This is a genomic window from Streptomyces sp. NPDC050085 (genome assembly GCF_044460595.1).
In the GTDB taxonomy this organism is placed as follows: Bacteria; Actinomycetota; Actinomycetes; order Streptomycetales; family Streptomycetaceae; genus Streptomyces.
Window position 1 is genome coordinate 49843 of the sequence record NZ_JBITJZ010000011.1, and the last position, 23731, is coordinate 73573.

Genomic DNA, 23731 nt, shown 5'->3' on the forward strand with positions numbered 1-23731 from the left:
ATGGACTTCGCATTCGACGCCCGCACCGAGGAGTTGCGGCAGCGGCTCCTCACGTTCATGGACGAGCACGTGCACCCGGCGGAGGCCGTCGCCGCCGAGCAGCGTGCCGCGCTCGACTCGCCGTGGGACACCCCGGCCGTGGTCGAGGAGCTGAAGGCCGAGGCACGCAGGCAGGGCCTGTGGAACCTCTTCTTTGTAGACCAGCACAGCCTGCCCGACGCCGAGCACGGCGCGGGCCTGACCAACCTCCAGTACGCGCCGCTGGCCGAAATCACCGGCCGCAGCCCGCAGTTGGCGCCGACCGCGCTGAACTGTGCCGCGCCCGACACCGGGAACATGGAGGTGCTCGCCCAGTTCGGCACCGAGGCCCAGCAGAAGCAGTGGCTCCAGCCGCTGCTCGCCGGTGAGATCCGCTCGGCGTTCGCGATGACGGAGCCTGAGGTCGCTTCCTCGGACGCCACGAACATCACGACGTACATCGAGCGCGACGGTGACGACTACGTCATCACGGGCCGGAAGTTCTACATCTCCGGCGCCATGAACCCGAACTGCCAGGTCTTCATCGTCATGGGGAAGACCGATCCGGACGGGCCCGACATCCGCCGCCAGCAGTCGATGGTGCTCGTGCCGCGGGACACCCCGGGCGTCGAGGTGCGCCGGGCCATGCAGGTGTACGGCTTCGAGGACCACTGGCACGGCGGCCACGCCGAGGTCGTCTTCGACCACGTACGCGTCCCCGCCTCGAACCTGATCGGCGAGGAGGGCGGCGGCTTCGGCATCGCGCAGGCGCGGCTCGGCCCGGGCCGCATCCACCACTGCATGCGGCTGATCGGCATGGCCGAGCGGGCGATCGAGCTGATGTGCAAGCGGGCCGTGGCCCGCACCGCGTTCGGCAAGCCGCTCGCCCAGCAGGGTGTCGTGCAGGAGTGGATCGCCGACGCGCGGGTGGCGGTCGAGCAGCTGCGGCTGCTCGTCCTGAAGACCGCCTGGCTGATGGACACGGTCGGCAACCGCGGGGCGCACACCGAGATCCAGTCCATCAAGATCGCGACGCCGCGCACGGTCGTCGACATCATCGACAAGGCGGTCCAGCTGCACGGCGCGGGCGGCGTCTCGCAGGACTACCCGCTGGCCGAGCTCTGGGCGGGCGCGCGGACCCTGCGGCTCGCCGACGGACCCGACGAGGTGCACCAGCGGTCGCTGGCGCGGCGGGAGTTGAAGCGCTACCTCTAGGGCGTATGCGGGCTCAGTATCCGCCGCCGCCCGTGTGGTCAAGGAGCGCCAGACGGCGCAACAGGCAGCGGGTGCGCAGGAGTTGACGGGAGAGCGCGCGGACGAGGGCCGGGACGCGGGGCGCGTACGAGGTGGTCCACAGGGCGGGTACGTGATCCATGCCGTCCACCATCGCGCCGCCCCGCTCCCCCGGTCCAACAGATCGTTTCGCTGGCACCCATCCATAGAATCGATGGGTGGAGATACGTCAGCTGCGCCACTTCGTGGCGGTCGTGACCGAGGGCAGTTTCACCGCCGCCGCCCGCGCCGAGCTCATCGTGCAGTCCGCGCTCAGTACGTCGGTGCGCAATCTGGAGCGTGAGCTGGGCGCGGAGCTGTTCGACCGGACAGGGCGGCGGGTCGTGCTCACCGAGGCCGGGCGGGCCCTGCTGCCGCAGGCGCGGCAGTTGCTCGCCGGGGCGGAGGCCGCACGGCAGGCGGTGGCCCAGGTGTCCGGGCTCGGTGCCGGGCGGCTCGCCATCGGCACCATCCAGACGCTGACCTGTGTGGACCTGGCCGGTGAACTCGCCGCGTTCCACCGGGAGTTCCCCGCGGTCCAGGTATCCGTGCGGGAGGCCCCCGTGGAGGAGCTGATCGACGGGCTGCGGGCCGGGGAGCTGGATCTGGCCTTCCTCGCGCCCGACGCCCGCAGGCTCCCGGACGGGCTCGCCCCGTTCGCGACGTGGCAGGAGGATCTCGTGCTGGTGACCGCGCCCGGGCATCCCCTCGCCGCCGCGGGGCGCACGCTCATCCGCGATCTCGCCGCCGAGCCGTTCATCGACTTCAAGGCCGGTACGGGTCTGGAGACGGCGGTGCGCAGGCTCGCCGCGCACTGCGGTCTGGAGCGGCGCATCACCTGTGACGTGACGCAGATCGGGCTGCTCGTCGACCTGGTGCGGGCCGGGATCGGGGTGGCGATCGTGCCGCGCCGGATCGGCGAGGCGGCCGGGCTGCCGTGCGTACGCATCCGGCAGCCGGAGCCTGGGCGGTCGATCGTGCTGGCCGGCCGGGCGCCCCGTCCGCGCAATCCCGCGGCCGGGGCTCTCCTGGACCAACTGGACCGACTGGACCGATTCGACCGACTCGACCAACTGGACCGACTGGACTGACTGGACCGGCTTACGGACGCAGGGCGCGCAGCAGCAGGTCCGCCAGCTGGTCGGCGAGCTGCTGCGGGGTGAGCGGGCCGTCGGGGCGGTACCACGTGGACAGGTGGTGGACCGAGCCGAAGTGGTAGTCCACGACCAGGTCGGCCGGGGTCTCGGTGGAGAAGACGCCGGTCTTCTGGCCCTCCTCGATCAGGGCCCGGAACCGCTCGTGGTAGCGGCGCCGCTCGGCCCGCACCTGCTTGTTCTTCTCCGGGCTCAGGTGGTGCATGGAGCGGAAGAAGATCGCCGCGTCGTCGAGGTTGTCGATCGTCGTGACGACCACGTCGGCCGCCGCCCCGCGCAGCCGCTGCTCGACGGGCTCGTCCCCTTCGGCGTACGCGTCGAGCCGCTCCTGCTGGAGGCGGAGCACGCGCGCGTACACCTCGTGCAGGAGATCGTCCTTCGAGCCGAAGTAGTGGTAGAGGGCGCCCTTGGTGACGCCCGCCGCCTCCACGATCTCCTGCACCGACGTACGGTCGTAGCCGCGCTCGGCGAACAGCCGGGTGGCGGCCGCGAGGAGCCGTTGCGGAACGGGCGTGCCGTCACCGTCGTCCGTCGTCGTCCTGGGCACTGCCGCCACCTGCCTTTCCGTGTCTGTGTCCGGGGTCCGGTTCCGGTCACGCCTTCGGGGAACGCAGTTCCCGCCTGAGGATCTTCCCACTCGCCGTCTTCGGCAGGTCCCGCAGGACCTCCACCTCGCGCGGATACTTGTACGCCGCGAGCCGCTCCTTGCAGTACGCGGACAGCTCGTCGGGGGTCGCGTCGGCGCCGGGGCGCAGGCTCACGTACGCCTTGACGCTCTCGCCGCGGTACGCGTCGGGGATGCCGACGACGGCCGCCTCGCGCACGGCGGGGTGGGTGTAGAGGACGTCCTCGACCTCGCGCGGCCAGACCTTGAAGCCGGACGCGTTGATCATGTCCTTCTTGCGGTCGACGACGTACAGCCAGCCGTTCTCGTCCATGAAGCCGATGTCGCCGGTACGCAGTTCGCCGTCGGGGAAGGCCTCGGCGGTGGCGTCGGGGCGGCGCCAGTAGCCGGGCACGACCTGCGGGCCGCGCACCGCGATCTCGCCCTGTTCGCCGAGGGGGACCTCGGCGCCGAGGTCGTCGAGGATGCGCACGACCGAGTCGGGGCCCGGGACGCCGACCGCGAGGGTCCCCGAGACCGGGTCGACGGGGGCCTCGACGCCCGGGGGCACGGAGGCGCAGGGCGCGGTGCACTCGGTGAGGCCGTAGCCGTTGTGGATGTAGGGGCCGAATCCCGCGCGGAACTTCTCGACGAGCGCGGGCGGCACGGGGGCGCCGCCGGAGGAGATCGAGACGAAGGACGCGAAGTGCTCGCGGGTGGCCTGCGGCTGGGCGCCGAGCGCCATGAAGGCGGTGGACGGGCCGACGGTGTAGGCGGGCCGGTGCTCGGCGAACGCGTCGAGGACCACGCCCGGTTCGAAACGGTAGGCGAGCGCGAGCGTGCCCGCGTTGGCGCAGCAGGCGACGAGCTCGCAGACCATGCCGGTGATGTGGAAGAGCGGCGCGAGCGCGAAGTACGTGGCGCCGTCGGGGAGTTGGAGCCCGGTGCGCTGGCGCTCGGCGTTGTAGGTGATGTTGCGGTGCAGGTTCGTGGCGCCCTTGGGGGTGCCGCTGGTGCCGGAGGTGTAGCTGATGAGCGCGATGTCGTCGCCGCTCAACTCCCGCCCCTCGGGAGCCTTGTGGCCCGCGCGGGCGACGGCCACGAGGTCGTCGGCGTCGTCGGCGGCCGGGGTCACGCGCGCGAAGTTCAGCACCCGCTCGTCGCCCCGCGTCTGCAGGTCGAGCTCGCAGGCGGTGAGCACGATGCGCACGGGCGAGTCGGCGGCCGTCTCGCGCAGATACGCCTCCCAGGCGCGGTCGGTGCAGACCAGCGCCGTCACCTCGGCGTCGTGCAGGACGTGCCCGACCTCACCGGACTTGTACATCGGGTTCACGGGGACGACGACGGCGCCCGCCTTGAACGCGCCGAGCAGCGCGAGCACGAAGTGCGGGGTGTTCTGCAGCATGATCGCGACGCGGTCGCCGCGCTCGAGGCCCCGGGCGGCCAGGTGTCCGGCGACCGAGTCCGACAGGGCGTCCACCTCGGCGTACGTGAGGCGGCCGTCGAAGTAGGCGAGGGCGGTGCGGTCGGGGGCGCGGCGCACGGCGTCGGCGAAGACGTGGGCGACGGACGCGGCCGGGGTGACCGGGGCCTTCTGCGCGTCGTTGAGGACGCCGAGCCAGGGCTGTGCGGCGTAGACGGATGCGGTCACTGGGCGGCCTCCCACTTCTGCTGGATGTGGTTCATGTTCGTCAGCCAGCGGTCGGGGTCCGCGGCGCGGGCCGCGTAGTACCCGGCGACCTCGGGGTGCGGCAGGATCAGGAAGCGGTCCTCGGCCATGCCCGTGAACAGCGCCTCGGCGACGTCCTCGGGCTCGATCGCGGTCGGCGCGAGCACCAGGTCGCCGGCGCTGCCCGCCGCGGTGAGCATGTCGGTGCGCACGCCCTGCGGACAGATCGCGTGGACCTTGAGGCCGCGGTGGCGGTAGGTGAGCGAGAGCCACTCGGCGAAGGCGTACGCGCCGTGCTTTGACACGCTGTAGGGGGCGGCGCCGACCATGGTGAGCAGGCCCGCGGCGGAGACGGTGGAGACGAAGCGGCCTGTGCCGCGCTCCAGCCAGTCGGGCAGCAGGGCGTGTGCGGCGCGGACGTGCGCCATGACGTTGACGTCCCAGGCCGCCGCCCACACCGCCGCGTCCGCGGCCTCGGTGCCGCCGGAGGCGAGACCGGCGTTGGCGCAGTAGACGTCGACGGTGCCGCCGAGCGCGTCGCGGGCGTCGCCGATGATCGCGGAGGCGTCACCGGGGACGGCCGTCGCGCCGATCTCCCCGGCGACGGTCGCGGCCTTCGCCGCGTCCAGGTCGTTGACGACGACGCGGGCCCCCGCGGCCGCGAATCTGCGGGCGAGTGCGGCGCCGATGCCGCCGCCCGCACCGGTGACGACGACTCCCCGGCCCTGTAGATCCGGCTGTCCCTGAGGGCTCTCCACCATCGGTCTCCTTCGACGCGACGCGAAACACGGCTCCGTTACCTCAGCAGACTAACCAGTCGGTATGGAGACGGGGAAGGGGTAGCGGCCAGTGATCCGTCAGCGGTCCGACGGTGATCCACGCGCGGTTCGTTCCGTGCCGCGAGCTCGGGCGATAGCGTGCATGGCCATGCCAGTTCCGGTGATCACGGAGGTCTGTCCATGAACGTGTCCAGACGGGTGCTGCTCGCGGCGAGCGCGGGTGCGGGTGCGGCGGGTGCGCTGAGCGCCGGGGCGGGAACCGCGGCGGCTTCGTCCGGCGGGAGCGGCCGGCGCCTGCGGACCGGTTTCGAGCGGCTCGCGGCGGACGGCTACCGGCTGCTCGAAGGACAGAAGGTCGGCGTCGTCACCAACCCGACCGGCGTCACGCGCGACGTCCGGCACATCGTGGACGTCATGCACGCGGACGAACGCGTGAACCTGGTCGCGGTGTTCGGCCCCGAGCACGGCTTCCGCGGCACCGCGCAGGCGGGCGGCAGCGAGGGCCGCTACGACGACCCGGCGACCGGACTGCCCGTCTACGACACCTACTTGAAGAGCGGGCAGCCGCTCGCCGACGTCTTCACCGCGTCCGGCGTGGACACGATCGTCTTCGACATCCAGGACGCGGGCGCGCGCTTCTACACGTACATCTGGACGCTGTACGACTGCATGGAGGCGGCGCAGCTCGCCGGGAAGCGGTTCGTCGTCCTGGACCGGCCGAACCCGGTGACCGGGCGCGGCGCCTACGGCCCCGTCCTGCACAAGGAGTTCGCGACGTTCGTCGGCCGCAGGGAGATCTCCCAGGCGCACGGCATGACGGTGACCGAGCTGGCCCGTCTGTTCAACGGCGAGTACCTGGCCAGGCCCGTCGAGCTGTCCACGGTCACCATGACGGGCTGGAAGCGGCGCGACTTCTACGACGCGTCGGGCCTTCCGTGGGTGCCGCCGAGCCCCAACATGCCCACGCCCGACACCGCGTTGGTGTACTCGGGGACGTGCATGTTCGAGGGCACGAACCTGTCCGAGGGGCGCGGCACCACCCGCCCCTTCGAACTCCTCGGCGCCGAGGGCATCGACGGGAAGTGGGCCGCGAAGGCCAATGAACTCGCCCTGCCCGGCGTGCACTTCAGGGAGGCGTACTTCGCCCCGACGTTCTCCAAGTTCCAGGGCAAGACGATCGGCGGCGTCCAGATCCACGTGGACGACCGCGAGGCGTACGACCCGGTGCGCACCGGGATCGCGCTGCTCGTCACCGCCAAGTCGGCCTGGAGCGGCTTCGCCTGGCGCCCGGACAACTGGATCGACAAGCTGACGGGGTCGGCGCAGGTGCGCACGATGATCGACGCGGGTGCCTCGACGGACGAGGTCGTGGGGGCGTGGCAGACGGAGCTGGCGGCGTTCCGGAACGTGCGCGCGCGTTATCTCGCGTACCGGTAGACGCTCCAGGGGCGCGGGGCCGTGTCATGAGCGGCTCCGCCGCGGGGCGCGGCCGGTCCGTCACGACCCGCGCCCCGGCGATCTCAGGAACCGAGACGGCGCGTCCCAGACATTGACTGCCCCATACAACGACAGCAACAGTGCACGACGTGCTCAAAGATGATCCCACCAGGGAAGATACGATTCCGGCCACCACAGAGCGGGTCCCCCGCCCGGAGGGATTGCGCCGCGTGGCGGTGGCGAGTTTCATCGGGACCGCCATCGAGTTCTACGACTTCTACGTCTACGGAACGGCCGCCGCGCTCGTCCTCAACGCCGCGTTCTTCCCGAACCTGTCCTCCCTCAACGCCACCCTCGCCTCCTTCTCGACGTACGCCGTCGCGTTCGCGGCCCGCCCCATCGGCTCGCTGGTCTTCGGTCACTTCGGCGACCGGATCGGCCGCAAGTCGGTGCTCGTGGCCTCGCTGCTCCTGATGGGCCTGTCGACGGCGTGCGTCGGACTGCTGCCCGGATACGACACGTTGGGCGTCTGGGCGCCGGTCCTGCTCGTGCTGCTCCGGTTCCTGCAGGGCGTCGGGCTCGGCGGCGAGTGGGGCGGGGCGGCGCTGCTCGCCGTGGAGCACGCGCCGCGCGGCAAACGCGGACTGTTCGCGGCGTTCCCCCAACTCGGCCCGTCCGTCGGCTTCTTCGCGGCGACCGGGATCTTCTGGCTGCTGTCACAGACGCTGTCCGACGACGCGTTCCAGTCGTGGGGCTGGCGCATTCCGTTCCTGTTGTCGTTCCTGCTGGTCGCCGTCGGCCTGTTCGTCCGGCTGAAGATCAGCGAGACGCCGGTCTTCGCCAAGGTGATGGCCGATCAGGAAGCGAGCAGGGCACCGGCGTTGGAGGTCTTCAAGCGCCACCCGAAGGAGATCCTGCTCGGCGCGGGCGGCATGGTCGTCGCGTACGGCCTCTTCTACACGGCCACCACGTACTGCCTCGCGTACGGCACGAAGACCCTCGGTGTCCCCCGCAGCACGATGCTCGCGGTGTCGCTGGTGGCGTGCCTGTTCCTGGCCGCCGGGACCTGGCTGGCGGCGACGCGCTCGGACGCGGGCGGCCGGCGGAAGACGGTGCTGATCGGCTCCGCGCTGGCGATCGTCTGGGGCCTCGCCCTGTTCCCGCTGATGGACACCGAGAAGCCGGTGCTCATCGCGCTCGCGCTCGGCGGCGCCCTGTTCTGCATGGGCGTGGTGTACGGGCCCATGGGTGCGTACCTGCCGGAGCTGTTCGGGGTCCGGGTGCGCTACTCCGGTGCCTCCTTCGCGTACAACCTGGGCGGGGTGCTCGGCGGCGCGGTCGCACCGCTGGTGGCGACGCGGCTGCAGAGCGCCTTCGGCTCGGACTCGGTGGGCTGGTACGTGAGCGCGATGGCCGTCGTCTCCCTGCTGTGCGTCCTGGCCCTGCCGGAGACGCGCGAGCGCGAACTGGCCTGATGTGGCCGCCCGTTGACGACATGTGACGCGGCGTATGGCCAACCCCCGGCTGCGGCAGGACGATGCGGCACACCGCACGGACCACTGCCACGGGGGTTGGCCATGGCTGATCAGCCGGAAGTTCATGTACGTCCCTACTGGGAGCTGACGTTCGACGCCGACGGGGATCCCGAGCCCGGGCGGCGCGACCGGCTGCTGCGCGAGGCCCACCAGGTGCGGGACCTCGTCGTGTTCGCGCACGGCTGGAACAACGACCGGTCCGTCGCGACCCGGCTCTACGACCGGTTCTTCGCCCCGTTCCCGGCGCTCGCCCCGAACGCGCACCTCGGATACGTGGGCGTGCTGTGGCCCTCGATGCGGTTCGCGGACGAGCCGATCCCCGACTTCGACCCGGCGCTCGCGGCCGCCGACACGACGCCGCGCACCACGCTCGACAGCGGGACGCGGGCGGCGCTCGTCGAGATGTTCCCGCACGGCAAGCCGCTCGTGGACCAGCTGGCCCGGCTGCTCGACGAACAGCCGGACAGCGACACCGCGTTCGACCAGTTCGGCGGTCTCGTACGGCAGTTGGTCGGGATCCGCCCCGCCGCGCTCGGCGCGGACGTCCGCGAGGAGGGTGCGCACACCGCCCCCGCCATGCTCCAGCAGAACACGCAGGACGTGTGCGTGGAGTTCGCCGAGGCGCTGGAGGCCACGGTGGGCGCGGCCTCGATCCGGTGGCCGGGCGGTGTGGTCAAGGCGTGGAAGGGCGCCCACGAACTGCTGCGCCAGGCCACGTACTTCGCGATGAAGAAGCGGGCGGGCAAAGTGGGGCAGGCCGGGCTCGGACCCTTCCTCGGCCGCCTGGCGCACGACGCGCCCGACGTCCGGGTCCACCTGGTGGGGCACAGTTTCGGGGCGCGTCTGGTGTCGTTCGCCCTCGCGGGGCTCGATCCCGCCGCCCACAACGTGAAGTCGGTGACGCTGCTCCAGGGTGCCTTCTCCCACTACGCGTTCGCGAACCGCGGCGTCCTCAAGGGCCAACAGGCGCGCGTCGACGGCCCGTTGGTGTCCTGCTACTCGCACTTCGACACGGCGCTGAGCACCATGTACCCGATCGCGTCCCGGCTCGCCGACGACGACAAGGGCGCCTTCGACCTCGGCCTGCGCTGGGGCGCGATGGGCTTCGACGGGATCCAGGACGTGGCGGGCGCGGTGCGTCTCACACTGGCCGACGTGCTGCGGGCGGGGTTGCCCGGCAAGGGTTGCGCGAGCGTGGACGCGGCACAGGTCGTGCGCAACGGGCCGCCGCCGTCGGGGGCCCACAGCGACATCTGCCACGAGGAGCTGGCGCGGGTGGTGCTCGGCGCGGGGCGGATCGCCTAGGACTCCGGGGAGGGATCCGTCGACGTACGGAAGGCGATCAGTGCCGTGTCGTCCCTGAGGTCCGCGAGTTCGTGGAGGTGGCCGAGGAGCTCGGGGAGGGGCTCGTGGCGGTGGCGCGCGGCCGCGGCCCGCAGGCGTTCCTGCCCTTCGTCGATGCCCGCGGTGGGCGTCTCGATCAGCCCGTCCGTGTAGTGCAGCAGGGTGTCGCCCGGCCCGAGCTCCTGGACGTGGGTGGTGCGGGCGGCGCCCGGGTCGACGCACAGCGGCGGGTCCGTGCCGTCGCCGGTGAGGAAGTACGGGTCGCCGTCGGCGGGGACGAGCAGCGGCGGCGGATGCCCGGCGTTGGACCACGTCATGCGCCAGCGCCCGCCGGGCAGCCGGCGCAGGTACGAGTGGACGGCGGTGGTGAAGGGCGCGACGTGCAGCCCTTCGGCCACGGCGTCGAGGCGGGACAGGACCGTGGCGGGCGTGCAGTGCGGCCCCTGGTTCCAGGCGAGGGCGCGGAGCATGCTGCGCAGCTGTCCCATGGCGGTGGCCGCCGCGAGATCGTGCCCGGCGACGTCGCCGATGTCGAGGACGAGGGTGCCGTCGGGCAGGGTGAGGGCGTCGTACCAGTCCCCGCCGATCTCGCCGGCCGAACTGGCCGGCTGGTAGCAGGCGGCGAGGGCGGCCCCCGCCACCTCGGGCGGCCGGGTGAGGTGGGCGCGCTGCAGGCCGAGCGCGGTGCGGCGGGCCTGCTGCAGGTCGAGGACCTTGCGGATGGGCCGCTGCGCGTGGTGCAGGACGTCGCGGAGCAGGGCGACGTCGTTCGCGGCCGGCACGGGCGTGTCCCCGTTGGTGCTGGTGGCGGCGTAGCCGAGCACCATGTCGTCGACGACGAGCGGGACCAGGGTCAGGCTGGTCGCGCCCGCGGCGACGAGCCACTCCTCGGTGACGCAGGGGACGAGCCCGGTCGGCACCTCGCCGCCGACCGGGAGGTAGAAGGTGCGCGGCACGCCCGCCTCCAGGACCTCGCGCACGAACGGGGTGACGGTGACGCGCTGGCTGCGCAGGGCGGGCGGCGGCGGCAGGCCCGGCCGGGTGGCGGAGGCGACGCGGCGGGCCGTGACCCGGGCGTTCTCGGGCAGCGGCCACTCCTCGTGGGAGAGCAGCAGGATCAGGCAGGCGTCGGCGAGTTCGGGCACGATCACCTTCACGACCTCGGCGAACGCCTCGTCCAGGGTCCCGCCGGACACCCCGGCCACCTGCGCGAGCAGCCGCTCGCGCAACTGCGCGCCCCAGGAGTCCTCGACGTCGGCGGTGGCGGCGGCGATCCACTCGCCGACCCGGCCGCTGCCGCTCACCACGGGCACCGCGCGGGTCGTGACGTGGCGGTAGGCGCCCTCGGCGGTCCTGACGCGGAAGGTGGCCGCGAACATCTGCGGATCCTCCGCCCTGGCGGCCTTCCGCCAGGCGTGGCCGAGGGCCTCGCGGTCGCGCGGATGGATGTGGGCGAAGAGCATCTCGTCCGCCCGGCCGGGCCAGGGGACGCCGGTGAGCTGCTGCCAGCCGGGCACGAGCTCGTCCATGGTGCCGTCCGGGCGCATCACCCACACCATCTGCGACACGGCCGACACCAGGGCCTCGTACCGCTGCAGCGCCCGGGTCTCGGCGGTGGTGTCCATCAGGACGACGAGCGCCCCGTCGCCCTGCGGTGTGGTGACGGGCGTGCAGGAGTAGACGAAGTAGTTGGCCTGGTGGGGTGCGCCGGGGTCGGGTTCGCGGGAGTCGTGCAGCTGCCGGGCCCGGCCGGTGGCGCGCACCTCGTCAAGGACGGTCAGGAACTCCTCGGCGTCCTTCTCCGGGAAGGCCTCCTTGGCCGGGAGCCCGAGCGGCCGGGCGCCGATCATCCGCTTCAGTGCCGCGTTCGTGTAGAGCAGCCGGTGGTCGGAGCCCGCGAACAGGGCCACCGCCGCGATGGTCTCGTCGAAGAGTTTCGGGTCGAGGGCCCTGGCCGCGGTCATAGGTGAACGATTGTCGACCGGGGCCGGGGCCGCCGTACGGGTACGCCGAACGGGTGGGAACGTCACCGCGGGCCCGTCCGCCCCGATCGCCGGACGGACGGGACCGCGGCCTGCCGCTCCCCTATCGGTGGGCCGGGAACTCCACGACCTGCTGGTACGTCGGACGGTTCTGCCACTGGATGCCGCGGTGCGTGATCCCGCCGAGCGCCCGGTGGATGATCGTGTCCGCGCACCACTGGTCGCCGGCGGCGCACGAGGCGTCGCCCGGGTAGACCTCCGTGGCCGGTTTCGCCACCGCCGTCGCCAGGGACGACAGCAGCGCGTCACGGCAGGCGGAGAGGTCACCGGCGCCGCAGTACGTGGCGCCGAGCCTGCCCTGCACCGGCCGGCCGAGGACCGTGCGCAGGTCCTTGTCGACGTAGCCCCACCAGCCGTACTGGAAGGACGACCCGGCGTGCGAACCGGTCGGGCCGTGGCCCGCGGACGGCGACTCGTCGATGCTCAGCTCACCGGCGAGCGCCGCGTACAGGTCGTCGCCGAGCCCCGGCTCGAACTCGGCCCGCACGAGCAGCGGCCACCACGCGTCCATGATCCGTACGGCGTCGGGATGCGCGTACGCCTTCGAACCCGCGGACGTCTGGTTGCGCTGCGCGCCCGCCGCGCGCCAGTCCTCCAACTGCTGCACGGCCTTGGACAGTTGGGGGTCGTCGACCGGCTTGCTGCGGATGACCTCGAGGATCTCCGGGAGCACCTGCTCGCCGCGCAGGTCGGTCACGGCGGCCTCCTCCATGGCCCGGGTGAGGGAGGCGCGGGTGACGCCGCCCTGCGCCGTCAGCTTCTTGACGCGGTCGTCGAGGAGGTTGCCGCGGTGCACGGCCCCGAGGCTGAAGTTGGCCGCGGTGAAGTCCTTGGCCTGTTTGTTGTTCCAGGAGATGTAGTAGTCCTGGTTCAGCGAGTTCGGGTGCTGGGACGGCGGGGTGTACGCCGCCGTGTTGTCGGCCGGGTCGAAGTCCTTCCACTCATAGGCCTGTTCGGCCCTGACCGGTAGCGACATGTCGACGTCGGTGGCGCGCACCGGGTTGCTGCCGCTGTTGTAGTACGCGATGTCGCGCGAGTCGGCGTAGAACCAGTTGAAGGCGTAGCTGATGTGCTGCGCCGCCTGCTCGAAGGTCGCGGCGTCCTTCACGTAGTCCGGGTCGTTGAGCATCTGGAAGCCGATGATCGAGTCGGCCTCGTGGCGGTAGGTGGAGCGCAGCGAGGTGTACGCGACGGGCTTGCCGCCGACCGTCGCGCGGTGCGTGACGATGCCGTACTTCGTGCGGAAGACCTGCATCCGGTACGAGCCCGCGGCCGTCGAGTCGGCGACGGTCGGCTTCCAGGAGTTGGTCTTCTCCAGCTTGTCCATCGGGGTGCAGGTGCCGCGGTACAGGTACGACGTGGACTGCTTCGTCGGGGTCCCGCCGCCCGGCTCGCAGAGCTGGACCGCGTAGGTGTCGGTGATGTCCTGGCCCGCGGAGGTCGCCGACCAGGCGTAGTCCTGGCCGCGGCCGAGCTGGATGTACATGCCGACGCCGGCGAACGAGACGCCGCGCGCGCTGATGCCGGGGCCCTGGAGCTCCTGCATCATCAGCAGTTGCGGCGCGAAGTAGCCGGTCTGCGGCCCGAACACGGCGACCGGGTGGCCGGAGGCGGTGTGCTTGCCCGAGACGAGGAGGGCGTTCGACATGCCCTTCTGGGAGGCCGGGTCCTTGAACATGTCGGCGGGGAGCACCCCGTCGTCGTACATGCCCTGGAGCGGCTTCAGCTTCGCCGGGGCCCGCACCGGGTCCTTGGCCACGGCCTTGGTGGATTCCGTGGCCGCCGAGCCCGTGCGGTCGTACACGAGCGGTTCGCTCTGCACCGAGCCCTTGTCGGGCATGGCCTGGCCGCGCGCGTTCTCCGGCTTCTCCCCGTAGGGGAAGCTCGTGCCGTCGTGGATGGTGGTGACGGCCTCGGGGTCGTTGCGACCGCGGAAGGACTCCCAGACCTGGGTGCCCTTCTCGATGCCGTACTTCTCCTGGGACTTCATGAGCGAGAGGGCCGCGTCGACCTCTCCCCCGCCGCCGTTGCCGAACAGTCCGCCGACCACGGAGGCCAGCGCGATCATGTCGGTCACCTTGAACGGCTGGATCTCGCCGATGTTCGTGATCGCGTCGATCTTGCCGGTGAGGACGTACTCGCCGGGGAAGTAGCGGCCGTTCTTCGACTTGACGCGGTAGGCGTTGAGGCCGTCGATGTAGGCCTGCGCGTCGTCCATGGCCTGCTTGCCGCGCTCGCCGCCCGAGCTCTTGATGAAGTCGACCTGCTTCTGCAGATCGTCCTCGGTGTAGGGGGCCTGCGGCCAGAACTCCTGCTCCAGGCCCTGGTTGGCGAGGGCGCCCCCGGCGAACGACGTCAGCTCGCCGCGGCCGATGTGGCGGAACAGGTCGATCAACCAGAGGCGGTCCTGACCTGCGGCGAAGCCGGCGCCGAACTCGGTTCCGTAGCGCGTGGAACCTTTGATGTGGGGTACGCCGTTCTTCTTGTCACGGGTGATCGTGACGTCGTCGCGGGGGCGCGTGACCGAGGCGACCTGATCGTCCGCGACACCGAAGGAGGAGTCATTGAAGAAGTTCGTGAGCGTGTCGTCCGTGAGCGACGGGTAGCCGGACGACAGGGCGTCATAGGGACCGAGCTGATCGTCGGCGTGTGCGGGCTGCGTGCCGAGCACCTTGTTGGCGAGGATCTCGGCCAGCGTGGCGCTGCCGTTCGCCCCGGGCGGCAGGATGTCCGCGCACTGGCCCTTGCAGTAGTCGCCGGCGGGCGCGGGTCCGTCGGCGGCGGTGGCCCTGGCAAGAGGGGCAAGAGGGGCGAGTGGGGAGAGAGGGGAGAGCAGTCCCGCGGTGAGCACGAGCGCCGCGGCGGCCGTAATTCTCCGCAGAGGGCTGAACGGCTTTCTGTGCAGGGTGGTTCGTGGGATGCGTCGTCGCATGCCTGGTCCTCCCGACGATGGTGCGCCGGAGGTTACCGGCGGTTAGCCAACGACAGAAGATGAACATGCGTCACGTTTTCGGAGTCACCACAGGGACCACTCGGCCGCTCCCCGGCCTCAGCGGGTGCCGGTGATGGACCCCATCGGAAATCGGATGGGACCGACCGCCCCGATGAGGGATCCGAATCGCGTGTCGATACGTCTACTCGGCGACGCTGCTTGTTGACGATTCATGTCTGCAGCAACGCCAACGTACGTGTGACGGAGGTGCAGGGCGATGGCTGGATTCCGAAGTCTGGCAAGACAGGTGCGCGACCCGCGCAGCGATCTGGCACTGCGGCGCTACTCACTGCGCAAGTGCCTGGAGAGATTCGCTCCCTACGGGCACCGGGCGACCTGGGACCATCTGTGCTCCCGGGCCGGGTTCGGCCCCGAGGACCGCTCCCCCGACCCGGCCCGCCTGGTCGCGGCCCTGGAGGAGCTGGAGGAGGCGCGGGCCGTCTGGCTCGCGTACGAAGTCGCCTTCGCGGAGCGCAGGCGCAAGGAGAAGCACGACGGACTGCGCCGCCCGGGCAGCGTGGACGACTGGCACCGGCTGACCTGGGGCGGATTCGGGGTCGCCTGGTGCGACGACCCGTCGGTGCACCCCACCGAACCGCTGGCCGAAGTCCTGCGCCGGCTGATCGCGGCCCTCGAGCGCGACCCGGGCGAGAGCTGCCCGGTGTGCGCGGGCACGGCGCTCGTCTGGAAGCACGACCTGGCGCACGAACCGTCGTCGGGCCCCGTCTGTTCCCACTGCGGCATCGTGGTGCCGCGCCCCGTCCTGACGCCCGCGGCACTGGCCGATGCCAGGCGTGCGCGGCTGCTGGTCTCTGCGTAGCGCGACGGGGGTGCGGGCCGGTCGCCGGCGCACCCCCGGTTTTCACCGCACGGGAAAGCAGTACTAGAACCCCGGAATGACTTCGAGCCGTTGCCGGTCGAGCAGGTACGTCGGCAGGTACGGCGCGTCGGTGCGGACCGGAACGTCCATGTCGTACGCGAGACAGGCCAGGGCCAGAGGTCCGAGGGCCACGCGGGCGCGCGGCGCGGCCGAGTCCCCCCAGTAGTCGCCGTGCTGCGCGAGCGCCTGGGCGAGCGCCTCGGCGAACGCGTCGTCGTCCTGGCCGATCAGCCGGTGGAAGAGCGCGACCGGCTGGTAGTCGACGGAGTTGAGGAAGTCCTTCGGGGCGAGGCTCGCCCGGTCCGGGTGCGAGGTCTCGATCGTCGTGACGAGCTTCTGGACGACGTCGTCGATGGGGCGGCGCAGCCAGTGGCTCTGCAGGACGTCGATCCAGTGCAGGACGTAGTCGTCGACCGGGGTGTCGCCGCGCAGCGCGTCGAGCGGCACCTGGCACAGCCGTGTCGTGCGCTCGCGCTCGCGGGTCACGAGGGTGAGATAGAAGGCGTCGAGCCAGGCGCGGGCGTCGCCCTGGGCCCCGCCCCCTGCGGCGGGCACGGTCAACTCCCTTTCACCCAGCTGGACTTCGACCTCCTTCGTCTGCGTGAAGAGAGCCGTGCCGAGCTGGAGGGCCGCGACCCAGGCGTCCCAGGTCTCGACGCGGTCGGCCTCGGGGTCGGTCGCGGCGTGGGCGTGGGCCAGGGACACGGCGGAGGCGAAGGCGTCCGGGAGCCGGTCGGGCGCCTTGCCGAGCCCGGCGATCAACCCGGCGGTGGTGTCGGTGAGTTCGGCCACCTCGACGGCGGGCGCCGAGGTGACGAGCCGCCCGGCCCGGTCGAGGCCGCGCAGCGACCGCATGATGTCCACGAGCTCCTGCGGCGGCGCCTGGGTGAAGGTGCGGGTCTCGTGATCGATGACGGTGAGGGAGGTCAGGCGCCCCTCGTGCCACCAGTACACGCGCGGCGAGAGCGACCCGGGGCCGTCCTCGTGGGCCCGGAAGGCGTACGTGGCCAGGTCGTTGACGGCGTCGATCGCGCCGCCGTCGACGATCGGGTGGAACGCGAGCAGGTGTCGGGTCGGTACGACGACGAGGGCGCCCGCGTCGGGCATGCGCCGCCCGGTGACCTCGGCGACGACCTCCTGAAGGACGAGCGCCTTGGTGGAGACGAACGGCGAGTCGCCGTACACGGAGTACAGCACCGGGTGCCCGTCGAGGCGCACTTCCTCGTGCCGCATCGGCTCGCGGACGAGGTTGCGCTGCCCGGCGGCCCACAGCGCGTCGGCGCCGGCGCGGGCCAGGTCCTGGTCGGTGAGCAGCCGCACGGACGTGGGGCCGTCGAGGGCGAGCGCGAGGTCGAGGCCTTCGGAGACGCCGCGCAGGTACTGGAAGCCGTCGGCCAGGCCTGCGGGCACGGCGCCGGGCGGCACCAGGCGCAGCACGGTCCGCTCCAGCAACTCCTCGGCGCTCTCGCCCCCTTGGGACGCTTCGGCGAGGTTCGCGAAGAAGGCGGCGACCAGCTCCGGCCAGGTCTCCTCGGGTGCGACGCGGCAGCGCTGTGCCAGGTTCGTCAGCGGGTGGCGGCGGCCCCCGGTCTCGGCCGCGTCGCCGGTCATCGTGGGCGCCGCGCCGTCGCGGGCGTGCAGGTGCTCGGCGACGAGGCCGCGCAGCGTCGTGGCCTGCGCGGCTGTCAGCTGGGGCAGATGGGGGTCGGGCGCGTCATGTGCTGTCACGCACCCGACTCTACGAGGCGCGCCTCCAGCGCGTCCGCGTCGGGCAGGAACCACAGCTGACGACCCCGGTTGCTCTCCCGGACGAAGTCGCGAAGTGACGTGCTGGTGGCGGTTCTTGACTCGATGTCGCCCAGAATCGCCAGGCCCGTGCGGTAGTTCACGAACTTCTGGACGACGTCGCCCGCGATGCGCGTGCGCAGCCGGAAGAAGTCGTCGCCGCAGCGCTCGGCGGGCACGGCGACCCAGGTGGCACCGCGGTAGCCGGCGTCACCGATGAGGTCGAGGGCGGCCCGCTCACTGTCGAGGAGGGGCCCGTGCGCGGAGCACACGAGCACGGAGACGCCGCCCAACTCCCTTACTTCCAGGGTCGGTTCACCGACCATCTCACTTTCCGCCTCACTGCTCATCCCACTGCTCATCCCACTGCTCATCTCACTGCCCACCGGGGTCATCCACCAATACGTCGACGATCTTCAACAGCTCGGCGGCCTCCGCGAGCCCGCCCAGGACCACGACCTTGAGCACGGCGCGCTCCTCGTCGTACACGGACTCCACGCGCAACCGCGGCGTGCCGCCCGTGCGGCTGTTGGCACTGGCCACGACGGTGTTGGCCAGCCGCATCGCCGCCTGCGGGGTGGCGCCGTCGATCTGGACGATGACGGACGCCTCCGCGTGGGCGCGGTCCGGCGGGCGCGGTGCGGCCGGGGCGCCCGTGAAGGCCTCAAGGTCGTCGCGGGTCACGCGGTACCGGCGGCCCACCTGGGTAGCTTTCAGCCGCCCGTCGCGCACATAGCCGCGCACGGTCCGGACGTGGAGCCCGAGCAGATCCGCGACCTGATCGAGGGAGTAGTACTGTCGCTGCACTCCCTCAACATACCTCGGAGTGCGGAATCGACGTAATGATAAGTACGTGAAGGGAAGGCACAGGGTGTTCGTACAGGTCTGTCTGAACGGGGCGCGGGACGCGGCGGACGGCGCGGTGGTCCCGCTCTCCCCCGTCGCGCTGGCCGAGTCCGCGGCCGCGGCGGTCGCGGCCGGGGCGTCGGACGTGCACGTCCATCCGAAGACCCCGTGCGGCCGGGACACGTTGTCGCCGCGCTCGGTGGCCGCGACCCTGGAGGCGATCCGGGCGCGGGTGGCGGTGCCGGTCGGGGTCACGACGGGCGCGTGGGCGGAGCCGGACCCGGCCGCCCGGGTGGCGCGGATCCGCTCCTGGACGACGCTGCCCGACCACGCGTCGGTGAACTGGCACGAGGAGGGCGCGGAGGCGGTGGCCGCCGCGCTCCTCGAGCGGGGCGTCGGCGTGGAGGCGGGCATCTGGTCGGGCACCGACGGGGCGGCACGGTTCGCGGCGTCCCCGCTGGCGGGCCGGGTGCTGCGGGTCCTCGCCGAGGTGACGGACCCGGATCCGGACACCGCCGTGGAGTCGGCGCGTACGGTCCTCGCGGCGATCGGCACCGCCCACGGCAGGCCCGTCCTGCTGCACGGGGAGGAGGGCGGGACCTGGCCGGTGCTGCGCCTCGCCGCCCGTCTGGGCCTCGCGACCCGCGTCGGCCTGGAGGACACGCCGGCCCTGCCGGGCGGGGAACGGGCCGGTGGCAACGCCCAGTTGGTGGCTGCGGCGATCGCCCTGTTCCGGCCGGGCCTGCGGGCCGCGCCCTAGCTTCGCCGTACTCATCGCCGGCCGCAGCGGGTGGGAACCGGACGCACAGCCCCTCGCGCCTCTGAGACGCCTGCGGCATCCACGGCCGGGCGACCGTAGCAGCAGGAAAACCGCTCGCTCCAGCCGTTTCCCGGTCGGACAGTTGACGGCGACGAGACCCGGCCGCACCCCGAAGGAGATCCCGCCGCCATGTCGACGCTGCGCGTCACCGCCGAGACCCTGACCGTCCATCCGCACCCGAACGCCGACGCCCTGGAGCTCGCACAGGTCGGCCTGTACCGGGCCGTGGTGGCGAAGGGCGCCTACCGCTCCGGGGACACCGCCGTGTACATCCCCGAGCAGTCCGTGCTGCCGGCCGCGCTCATCGAGGAGCTGGGTCTGACCGGGCGGCTCGCGGGCGGGAACGCGGACCGCGTCAAGGCCGTACGGCTGCGCGGTGAGCTGTCGCAGGGCATCGTGTGCAGGCCCGCGGCGCTCGACGGCGTCGACCTGGCTGCGGCCGCCGCGGACGGCACGGACTTCGCGCCGCTGCTCGGGATCACCAAGTGGGTGCCGCCGATCCCGCCGACCATGAGCGGCGAGGTGGAGTCCGCGCCGGACCTGCTGCCCTGGGTCGACATCGAGAACGTGCGGCGCTACCCGGACGTCTTCGCGCCCGGCGAGCCGGTGGTCGTCACGGAGAAGCTCCACGGTTCGGCGTGCCTGCTGACCTACGTCGCGGCGGACGGACGCGTCCACGTGTCGTCGAAGGGGTTCGGCTCCAAGTCCCTCGCCCTGAAGGAGGATCCGCGCAATCTGTACTGGCGGGCGATCCGCGGGCACGGCGTCGCGGAGGCCGCCGCCCGCCTTGCCGAGCGGCTCGGCGCGCGCCGGGTCGGCATCTTCGGCGAGGTGTACGGCGCCGGGGTGCAGGACCTGACGTACGGCGCGGACGGCCGCAGGGACACCCTCGGCTACGCGGCGTTCGACGTCTCGGCGGAGATCGACGGCGAGGTCCGCTGGCTGGACCCCGCCGAGGTCCTGGACGGCGAACTGCCGCTGGTGCCGCGCCTGTTCACGGGCCCGTACGACATCGACCGCGTCCTGGAACTCGCCTCGGGCCGCGAGACGGTGTCCGGCGGGCAGCTGCACCTGCGCGAGGGCGTCGTGGTGCGCGCGGCCGCCGAGCGCTACAGCCCGGTGACCGGCGGGCGGGCCCTCGTCAAGGCGGTCAGCCCGGCGTACCTGACCCGCAAGGGCGGCACCGAGTACGAGTGATCCACCGGGGCGCGGGGCGCTACGGGCCCGCGACTCCCACCATCAGCACGCGTGTGCCCGGCTCCAACGGGCGCCAGCGGTGCGGGAGTCGGGCCGTGCAGTAGAGGGTGTCGCCGCGTTCGAGCACGTAGCGCACACCGTCCGCCTCGACCTCGGCCGAGCCGTCGGCGACGTAGAGGATCTCGTCGCCGGCGTGCCGGTACTCGCGGCCCCAGTCGTGGTCGCCGGTGAACTCCAGGGCGTGCAGCCGCTGTTGGCCCCGCACCAGGGGGCGTACGCCGTCCGGTGTCGCGGGCACGTCCACGCCGCGGACCACGTCGACCGGGCGCGGGGCCTGCGCCGCGGCGAGGAGTTCGACCGCGGTGGTGCCGAGCGCGTCGGCGATGCGCTGCAGCGAGCCCATGCTCGGGCGCGAGCGTCCGTTCTCGACCTGGCTCAGGAACGGGACGGAGACCCCGGCCTGCCGCGCCACCTCGGCGAGCGTCAGCTCCAGGGCTCGTCGCCGACGGCGGATGCCCGGTCCCACGTTCATGAACTTGTAACGCCCTTCCGCCACTTCGACCGTTCCGGACAGCCTATCGCCGTGCTTAACTCCTTCACCGCCACTTAAAAAAGTTAACCAATGGCCATCAGGCCAACGGCAGCCATCGGCATCGACGGAGGGGTCTCCATGGCACGCGTGGACCAGAATCAGCGGCGGCGCCGCGGCACCGGCCTGATCGCGCTGGACGAGGACGCCGCGTACGGCGGCTACACGCTCTTCGCGCCGCTGACCGGCACCGGCGAGGTGTATCTGATCGATCTGCGCGGCGAGGTGGTCCACCGGTGGAACCTGCCGCACCGCCCGGGCCGGCACGCGCGCATCCTCCCGAACGGCAACCTCGCCTACAGCGGCGTACTGCCCGACGAGCCCGCGCTGTTCCCCATGTGGCACAAGTACCGCGGCGGCCTCATGCAGGAGATCACCCCGGACGGCACCGTCGTGCGCGAGCACCGCGACCCGCTCCAGCACCACGACGCCCACCACCACGGCGAGCTCGCCGCCGTCCCGCTGCTGGTCTTCGCCCTCTCCTCGCTCGCCGAGGCCACCGGGCAGACCATCCTGAACAGCGAGACCGTGGGCCGCACCCCGGACCCGGGCCGCGACGTGCCGCGCATCGTCCGCGCGGACGCGCTGGTCTCGCTCGGGTCCGGCATCTTCGGTACGTCGCTGATGGTGACCAGCGCCGAGAACATCGGCATCGTCCGGCTCACCGGCGTACGCAGCCGGTTCGTGACCGCGGCCGCCGGGCTGCTGCTCGTCGTCTGCGGGCTGCTCGGCCCGCTGCCCCGGGTGCTCGCGGCGGTCCCGCAGCCGGCGGTGGGCGCGGCGGGGCTCGTCATCTACGCGGTGATCGCGGTCATGGGGTTCGGCATGCTCTCGCGCACCGACCTCGACCACGGCACGGACGGCATCGTGGTCGCTCTCGCCCTGGTGGCCGGCCTGCTGCCGATCGTGGCACCGCAGATGTACGCGGGCCTGCCGCCCTGGGCCCGCACCCTGTTCGGCAGCGGGGTCGCGGCCGGGGTGATCGCCGCGGTGGTGCTCAGCGCGGTGTTCCGGGTGCACGGGCCCCGGGAGCCCGCGGTCACGACGCCGCGCGGTCGCGGCGCTCCGCCAGCAGCCGGGAGCCGGTGAGGCGTTCGCCGAAGACGTCGTCCGGGTTGGACAGGACGCAGGTCTCCAGGGACAGGCAGCCGCAGCCGATGCAGTCGGTGAGGTGGTCGCGCAGCCGGTTCAACTGCTTGATGCGCTCGTCCAGTTCGGACCGCCAGGTCTGCGACAGGCGCGTCCAGTCCTCCTGGGTGGGGGTGCGCTCCTCGGGGAGCTGTGCCAGGGCCTCGCGGATCGTGGCGAGCGGGATGCCGACGCGCTGCGCGGCACGGATGAAGGCGACGCGGCGCAGCGTGTCACGGCCGTAGCGGCGCTGGTTGCCGGAGGTGCGGCGGCTGGTGATCAGACCCTTGGACTCGTAGAAGTGCAGGGCGGAGACGGCGGCGCCGCTGCGCGCCGACAGCTGGCCGACGGTGAGCTCGTGGATCTTCTCCGGAATCTGGGGCACTCGGCCGAGCCTAGTCGCCGGGCGACGCCGTTGTTAGCATGCCAGGAGCTCTGAGCAAGCGCTTAGACATTTCTATCGAGAGGTCACGGGACATGGCGGAGCCGCGCGTTTTCAAGGGCGTCGACGAGCTGAAGGGCGCTGTCGGCGAGGAGCTCGGGTACAGCGACTGGGTCGAGGTCGCGCAGGAGCGGATCGACCAGTTCGCCGAGGCGACCGGGGACCACCAGTGGATCCACGTCGACCCGGAGCGGGCGAAGGCCGGTCCGTTCGGCACGACCATCGCGCACGGCTATCTGACGCTGTCGCTGCTGCCGCTGTTCGGCCCGCAGCTGCTCTCGGTCGAGGGCATGAAGATGGGCGTGAACTACGGCACGAACAAGGTGCGCTTCCCCGCGCCCGTGCCGGTGGGCTCGCGGCTGCGCGCCACCGGGAGGATCACGTCCGTGGAGGACGTGCAGGGCGGGGTGCAGCTGTCCGTGGCGTTCACCGTGGAGCGCGAGGGCGGCGACAAGCCGGTCTGCGTCGCGGAGTCGGTGTCGCGGTACTACCTGTAGCCGTTACCGGCAGTCGCTGCTTGCAGGTGTTACTTCGGGGCCCTGTCGGCCCCGACCATCCGCAGGACGAGGTCGGCGTAGAGCGCGCCGACCTCGTCGGGCGTCCGGCGGCCCTGCGGGTTGAACCACCGGGACACGTCGATGCACAGGGACAGGATCGCGACCGTGGTGCCGGGCACGTCCAGGACGTCGAACTCCCCCGTCCGCACACCGTCGTCGATGATCTCGCGGACCGCGGCGTCGCTGCGCCGGCGCAGGGCCATGATGCCCGGACGGTGCTCCTCGCCGAGCGACTCCAGCTCGTACTGGACGACGCGCGCCGTCGTGTGGTGACCGGCGTGCCAGCGGACGAAGGACCGCACCGCCTCGGTCAGCCGCTCGGCCGCCGTGCCCTCGCCGTCGGCCGCGGCGCGCAGGATCTCGAGCGCCTTCTCGTGGCCGATGCTGCTGATGCGGAGGAGGAGCTCCTCCTTGGTCTTGTAGTGGATGTAGAGGGCGGCCGGGCTCATGCCGGCCCGGCTCGCGATGTCGCGGGTCGTGGTGGCGTGGTAGCCGCGCTCGGCGAACGCCTCCACCGCCGCGACGAGCAGGCGCCGGGCCGCATCGGGGGTGACCTCGGCCCACGGCATCTCGTCGAGGTCCTGGACCTCGATCTGCTCGTCGTGCGTCATGGCTCCGCTCACATCCCTGTCGGCTACGTG

The 23731-nt window shown here is 72.0% G+C and carries 22 protein-coding genes; 10 read left to right on the top strand and 12 right to left on the bottom strand.

All coding sequences use genetic code 11. From position 1 onward, the window contains the following. Positions 1–1233, top strand: a complete 1233-nt coding sequence (locus tag ACIBUY_RS31970; RefSeq protein ID WP_365567156.1) for an acyl-CoA dehydrogenase family protein — start codon at positions 1–3, stop codon at positions 1231–1233. Positions 1234–1246: 13 nt separating this feature from the next. On the opposite strand, the gene ACIBUY_RS31975 is transcribed toward ACIBUY_RS31970, so the two are convergent. Then, positions 1247–1393, bottom strand: coding sequence for a hypothetical protein (locus tag ACIBUY_RS31975; RefSeq protein WP_399154455.1), 147 nt, complete (start codon positions 1391–1393; stop codon positions 1247–1249). Between the two features lie 76 nt (positions 1394–1469). On the opposite strand from ACIBUY_RS31975, the gene ACIBUY_RS31980 reads away from it, so the two are divergent. After that, entirely contained in the window at positions 1470–2381 is a 912-nt protein-coding gene (locus ACIBUY_RS31980) for a LysR family transcriptional regulator (RefSeq protein ID WP_399154456.1), read from the top strand. A gap of 10 nt (positions 2382–2391) precedes the next feature. Here ACIBUY_RS31980 and ACIBUY_RS31985 read toward each other — a convergent pair whose 3' ends face one another. Genes ACIBUY_RS31985 through ACIBUY_RS31995 form a run of 3 tightly spaced genes read right to left on the bottom strand, consistent with a single transcriptional unit; the run spans position 2392 to position 5478 of the window. Beyond that, the gene (locus ACIBUY_RS31985) at positions 2392–2991 is read right to left on the bottom strand and encodes a TetR/AcrR family transcriptional regulator (RefSeq protein ID WP_365567153.1); all 600 of its coding nucleotides are present in this window, start codon (positions 2989–2991) and stop codon (positions 2392–2394) included. A gap of 46 nt (positions 2992–3037) precedes the next feature. Next, a complete protein-coding gene (locus tag ACIBUY_RS31990; protein ID WP_365567152.1) occupies positions 3038–4699 on the bottom strand; it encodes an AMP-binding protein in 1662 nt (553 codons plus the stop codon). Further along, positions 4696–5478, bottom strand: a complete 783-nt coding sequence (locus ACIBUY_RS31995; protein WP_365567151.1) for an SDR family oxidoreductase — start codon at positions 5476–5478, stop codon at positions 4696–4698. The genes ACIBUY_RS31990 and ACIBUY_RS31995 overlap by 4 nt, the downstream gene beginning before the upstream one ends. Positions 5479–5676: 198 nt before the next feature. Between ACIBUY_RS31995 and ACIBUY_RS32000 the strand changes: the two genes are divergently transcribed. From ACIBUY_RS32000 to ACIBUY_RS32010, 3 genes are all read left to right on the top strand, one after another. Beyond that, the gene (locus ACIBUY_RS32000) at positions 5677–6933 is read left to right on the top strand and encodes an exo-beta-N-acetylmuramidase NamZ domain-containing protein (RefSeq protein ID WP_399154457.1); all 1257 of its coding nucleotides are present in this window, start codon (positions 5677–5679) and stop codon (positions 6931–6933) included. Positions 6934–7115: 182 nt separating this feature from the next. Beyond that, positions 7116–8408, top strand: a complete 1293-nt coding sequence (locus ACIBUY_RS32005) for an MFS transporter (protein ID WP_399154533.1) — start codon at positions 7116–7118, stop codon at positions 8406–8408. A 102-nt stretch (positions 8409–8510) separates the two neighbouring features. After that, positions 8511–9773, top strand: a complete 1263-nt coding sequence (locus ACIBUY_RS32010; protein ID WP_399154458.1) for a serine-threonine protein kinase — start codon at positions 8511–8513, stop codon at positions 9771–9773. On the opposite strand, the gene ACIBUY_RS32015 is transcribed toward ACIBUY_RS32010, so the two are convergent. Together ACIBUY_RS32015 and ACIBUY_RS32020 are read right to left on the bottom strand one after the other, a co-directional pair. Continuing rightward, positions 9770–11776, bottom strand: coding sequence for a SpoIIE family protein phosphatase (locus tag ACIBUY_RS32015; protein WP_399154459.1), 2007 nt, complete (start codon positions 11774–11776; stop codon positions 9770–9772). The genes ACIBUY_RS32010 and ACIBUY_RS32015 overlap by 4 nt on opposite strands. 121 nt (positions 11777–11897) lie before the next feature. Further along, entirely contained in the window at positions 11898–14786 is a 2889-nt protein-coding gene (locus ACIBUY_RS32020; RefSeq protein ID WP_399154460.1) for a penicillin acylase family protein, read from the bottom strand. A gap of 277 nt (positions 14787–15063) precedes the next feature. Between ACIBUY_RS32020 and ACIBUY_RS32025 the strand changes: the two genes are divergently transcribed. Next, the gene (locus ACIBUY_RS32025) at positions 15064–15666 is read left to right on the top strand and encodes a hypothetical protein (RefSeq protein ID WP_365567146.1); all 603 of its coding nucleotides are present in this window, start codon (positions 15064–15066) and stop codon (positions 15664–15666) included. Between the two features lie 63 nt (positions 15667–15729). Here the strand turns inward: ACIBUY_RS32025 and ACIBUY_RS32030 are convergent, their stop codons facing one another. From ACIBUY_RS32030 to ACIBUY_RS32040, 3 genes are read right to left on the bottom strand one after another with little or no spacing between them, the layout of a single operon-like run. Next, the gene (locus tag ACIBUY_RS32030; protein WP_399154461.1) at positions 15730–17454 is read right to left on the bottom strand and encodes an immunity 49 family protein; all 1725 of its coding nucleotides are present in this window, start codon (positions 17452–17454) and stop codon (positions 15730–15732) included. Further along, positions 17451–17861 (bottom strand): DUF4180 domain-containing protein, encoded by a 411-nt coding sequence (locus ACIBUY_RS32035; protein WP_399154462.1) that lies wholly within the window; start codon positions 17859–17861, stop codon positions 17451–17453. Before ACIBUY_RS32035 ends, ACIBUY_RS32030 begins: the two co-directional genes overlap by 4 nt. 25 nt (positions 17862–17886) lie before the next feature. Further along, positions 17887–18318 carry a helix-turn-helix domain-containing protein gene (locus ACIBUY_RS32040; RefSeq protein ID WP_399154463.1) on the bottom strand — a complete coding sequence of 144 codons (432 nt, stop codon included), beginning with the start codon at positions 18316–18318 and terminating at the stop codon, positions 17887–17889. A 64-nt stretch (positions 18319–18382) separates the two neighbouring features. On the opposite strand from ACIBUY_RS32040, the gene ACIBUY_RS32045 reads away from it, so the two are divergent. Next, positions 18383–19117 carry a 3-keto-5-aminohexanoate cleavage protein gene (locus ACIBUY_RS32045; RefSeq protein WP_399154464.1) on the top strand — a complete coding sequence of 245 codons (735 nt, stop codon included), beginning with the start codon at positions 18383–18385 and terminating at the stop codon, positions 19115–19117. A gap of 189 nt (positions 19118–19306) precedes the next feature. Then, complete coding sequence (locus tag ACIBUY_RS32050; RefSeq protein ID WP_399154465.1) at positions 19307–20374, top strand: RNA ligase (ATP); 1068 nt, start codon at positions 19307–19309, stop codon at positions 20372–20374. Between the two features lie 19 nt (positions 20375–20393). On the opposite strand, the gene ACIBUY_RS32055 is transcribed toward ACIBUY_RS32050, so the two are convergent. Beyond that, positions 20394–20906 (bottom strand): XRE family transcriptional regulator, encoded by a 513-nt coding sequence (locus tag ACIBUY_RS32055; RefSeq protein ID WP_365567140.1) that lies wholly within the window; start codon positions 20904–20906, stop codon positions 20394–20396. A gap of 90 nt (positions 20907–20996) precedes the next feature. On the opposite strand from ACIBUY_RS32055, the gene ACIBUY_RS32060 reads away from it, so the two are divergent. Next, complete coding sequence (locus ACIBUY_RS32060) at positions 20997–22052, top strand: solute carrier family 23 protein (protein ID WP_399154466.1); 1056 nt, start codon at positions 20997–20999, stop codon at positions 22050–22052. Here ACIBUY_RS32060 and soxR read toward each other — a convergent pair. Beyond that, positions 22003–22476: a redox-sensitive transcriptional activator SoxR gene (soxR, locus tag ACIBUY_RS32065; protein WP_399154467.1), complete on the bottom strand. Its 474-nt coding sequence runs from the start codon at positions 22474–22476 to the stop codon at positions 22003–22005. The two genes, ACIBUY_RS32060 and soxR, sit on opposite strands and share 50 nt — an antisense overlap. A gap of 92 nt (positions 22477–22568) precedes the next feature. Between soxR and ACIBUY_RS32070 the strand changes: the two genes are divergently transcribed. After that, a complete protein-coding gene (locus ACIBUY_RS32070) occupies positions 22569–23030 on the top strand; it encodes a MaoC family dehydratase (protein WP_365567136.1) in 462 nt (153 codons plus the stop codon). 29 nt (positions 23031–23059) lie between these two features. Here ACIBUY_RS32070 and ACIBUY_RS32075 read toward each other — a convergent pair whose 3' ends face one another. Further along, a complete protein-coding gene (locus ACIBUY_RS32075) occupies positions 23060–23701 on the bottom strand; it encodes a TetR/AcrR family transcriptional regulator (RefSeq protein ID WP_365567135.1) in 642 nt (213 codons plus the stop codon). Positions 23702–23731 lie beyond the last annotated feature (30 nt).

Excerpts from the sequence above, each read along its gene's own strand:
- ACIBUY_RS32020 (WP_399154460.1), bottom strand. The coding sequence starts at position 14,786 with ATGCGACGACGCATCCCACGAACCACCCTGCACAGAAAGCCGTTCAGC.
- ACIBUY_RS32000 (WP_399154457.1), top strand. The coding sequence starts at position 5,677 with ATGAACGTGTCCAGACGGGTGCTGCTCGCGGCGAGCGCGGGTGCGGGT.
- ACIBUY_RS32060 (WP_399154466.1), top strand. The coding sequence starts at position 20,997 with ATGGCCATCAGGCCAACGGCAGCCATCGGCATCGACGGAGGGGTCTCC.
- ACIBUY_RS31970 (WP_365567156.1), top strand. The coding sequence starts at position 1 with ATGGACTTCGCATTCGACGCCCGCACCGAGGAGTTGCGGCAGCGGCTC.
- ACIBUY_RS32025 (WP_365567146.1), top strand. The coding sequence starts at position 15,064 with ATGGCTGGATTCCGAAGTCTGGCAAGACAGGTGCGCGACCCGCGCAGC.
- ACIBUY_RS32055 (WP_365567140.1), bottom strand. The coding sequence starts at position 20,906 with ATGAACGTGGGACCGGGCATCCGCCGTCGGCGACGAGCCCTGGAGCTG.
- ACIBUY_RS31995 (WP_365567151.1), bottom strand. The coding sequence starts at position 5,478 with ATGGTGGAGAGCCCTCAGGGACAGCCGGATCTACAGGGCCGGGGAGTC.
- ACIBUY_RS32010 (WP_399154458.1), top strand. The coding sequence starts at position 8,511 with ATGGCTGATCAGCCGGAAGTTCATGTACGTCCCTACTGGGAGCTGACG.
- ACIBUY_RS32075 (WP_365567135.1), bottom strand. The coding sequence starts at position 23,701 with ATGACGCACGACGAGCAGATCGAGGTCCAGGACCTCGACGAGATGCCG.
- ACIBUY_RS32050 (WP_399154465.1), top strand. The coding sequence starts at position 19,307 with ATGTCGACGCTGCGCGTCACCGCCGAGACCCTGACCGTCCATCCGCAC.
- ACIBUY_RS32070 (WP_365567136.1), top strand. The coding sequence starts at position 22,569 with ATGGCGGAGCCGCGCGTTTTCAAGGGCGTCGACGAGCTGAAGGGCGCT.
- ACIBUY_RS31975 (WP_399154455.1), bottom strand. The coding sequence starts at position 1,393 with ATGGATCACGTACCCGCCCTGTGGACCACCTCGTACGCGCCCCGCGTC.
- ACIBUY_RS32035 (WP_399154462.1), bottom strand. The coding sequence starts at position 17,861 with ATGAGCAGTGAGGCGGAAAGTGAGATGGTCGGTGAACCGACCCTGGAA.
- ACIBUY_RS32015 (WP_399154459.1), bottom strand. The coding sequence starts at position 11,776 with ATGACCGCGGCCAGGGCCCTCGACCCGAAACTCTTCGACGAGACCATC.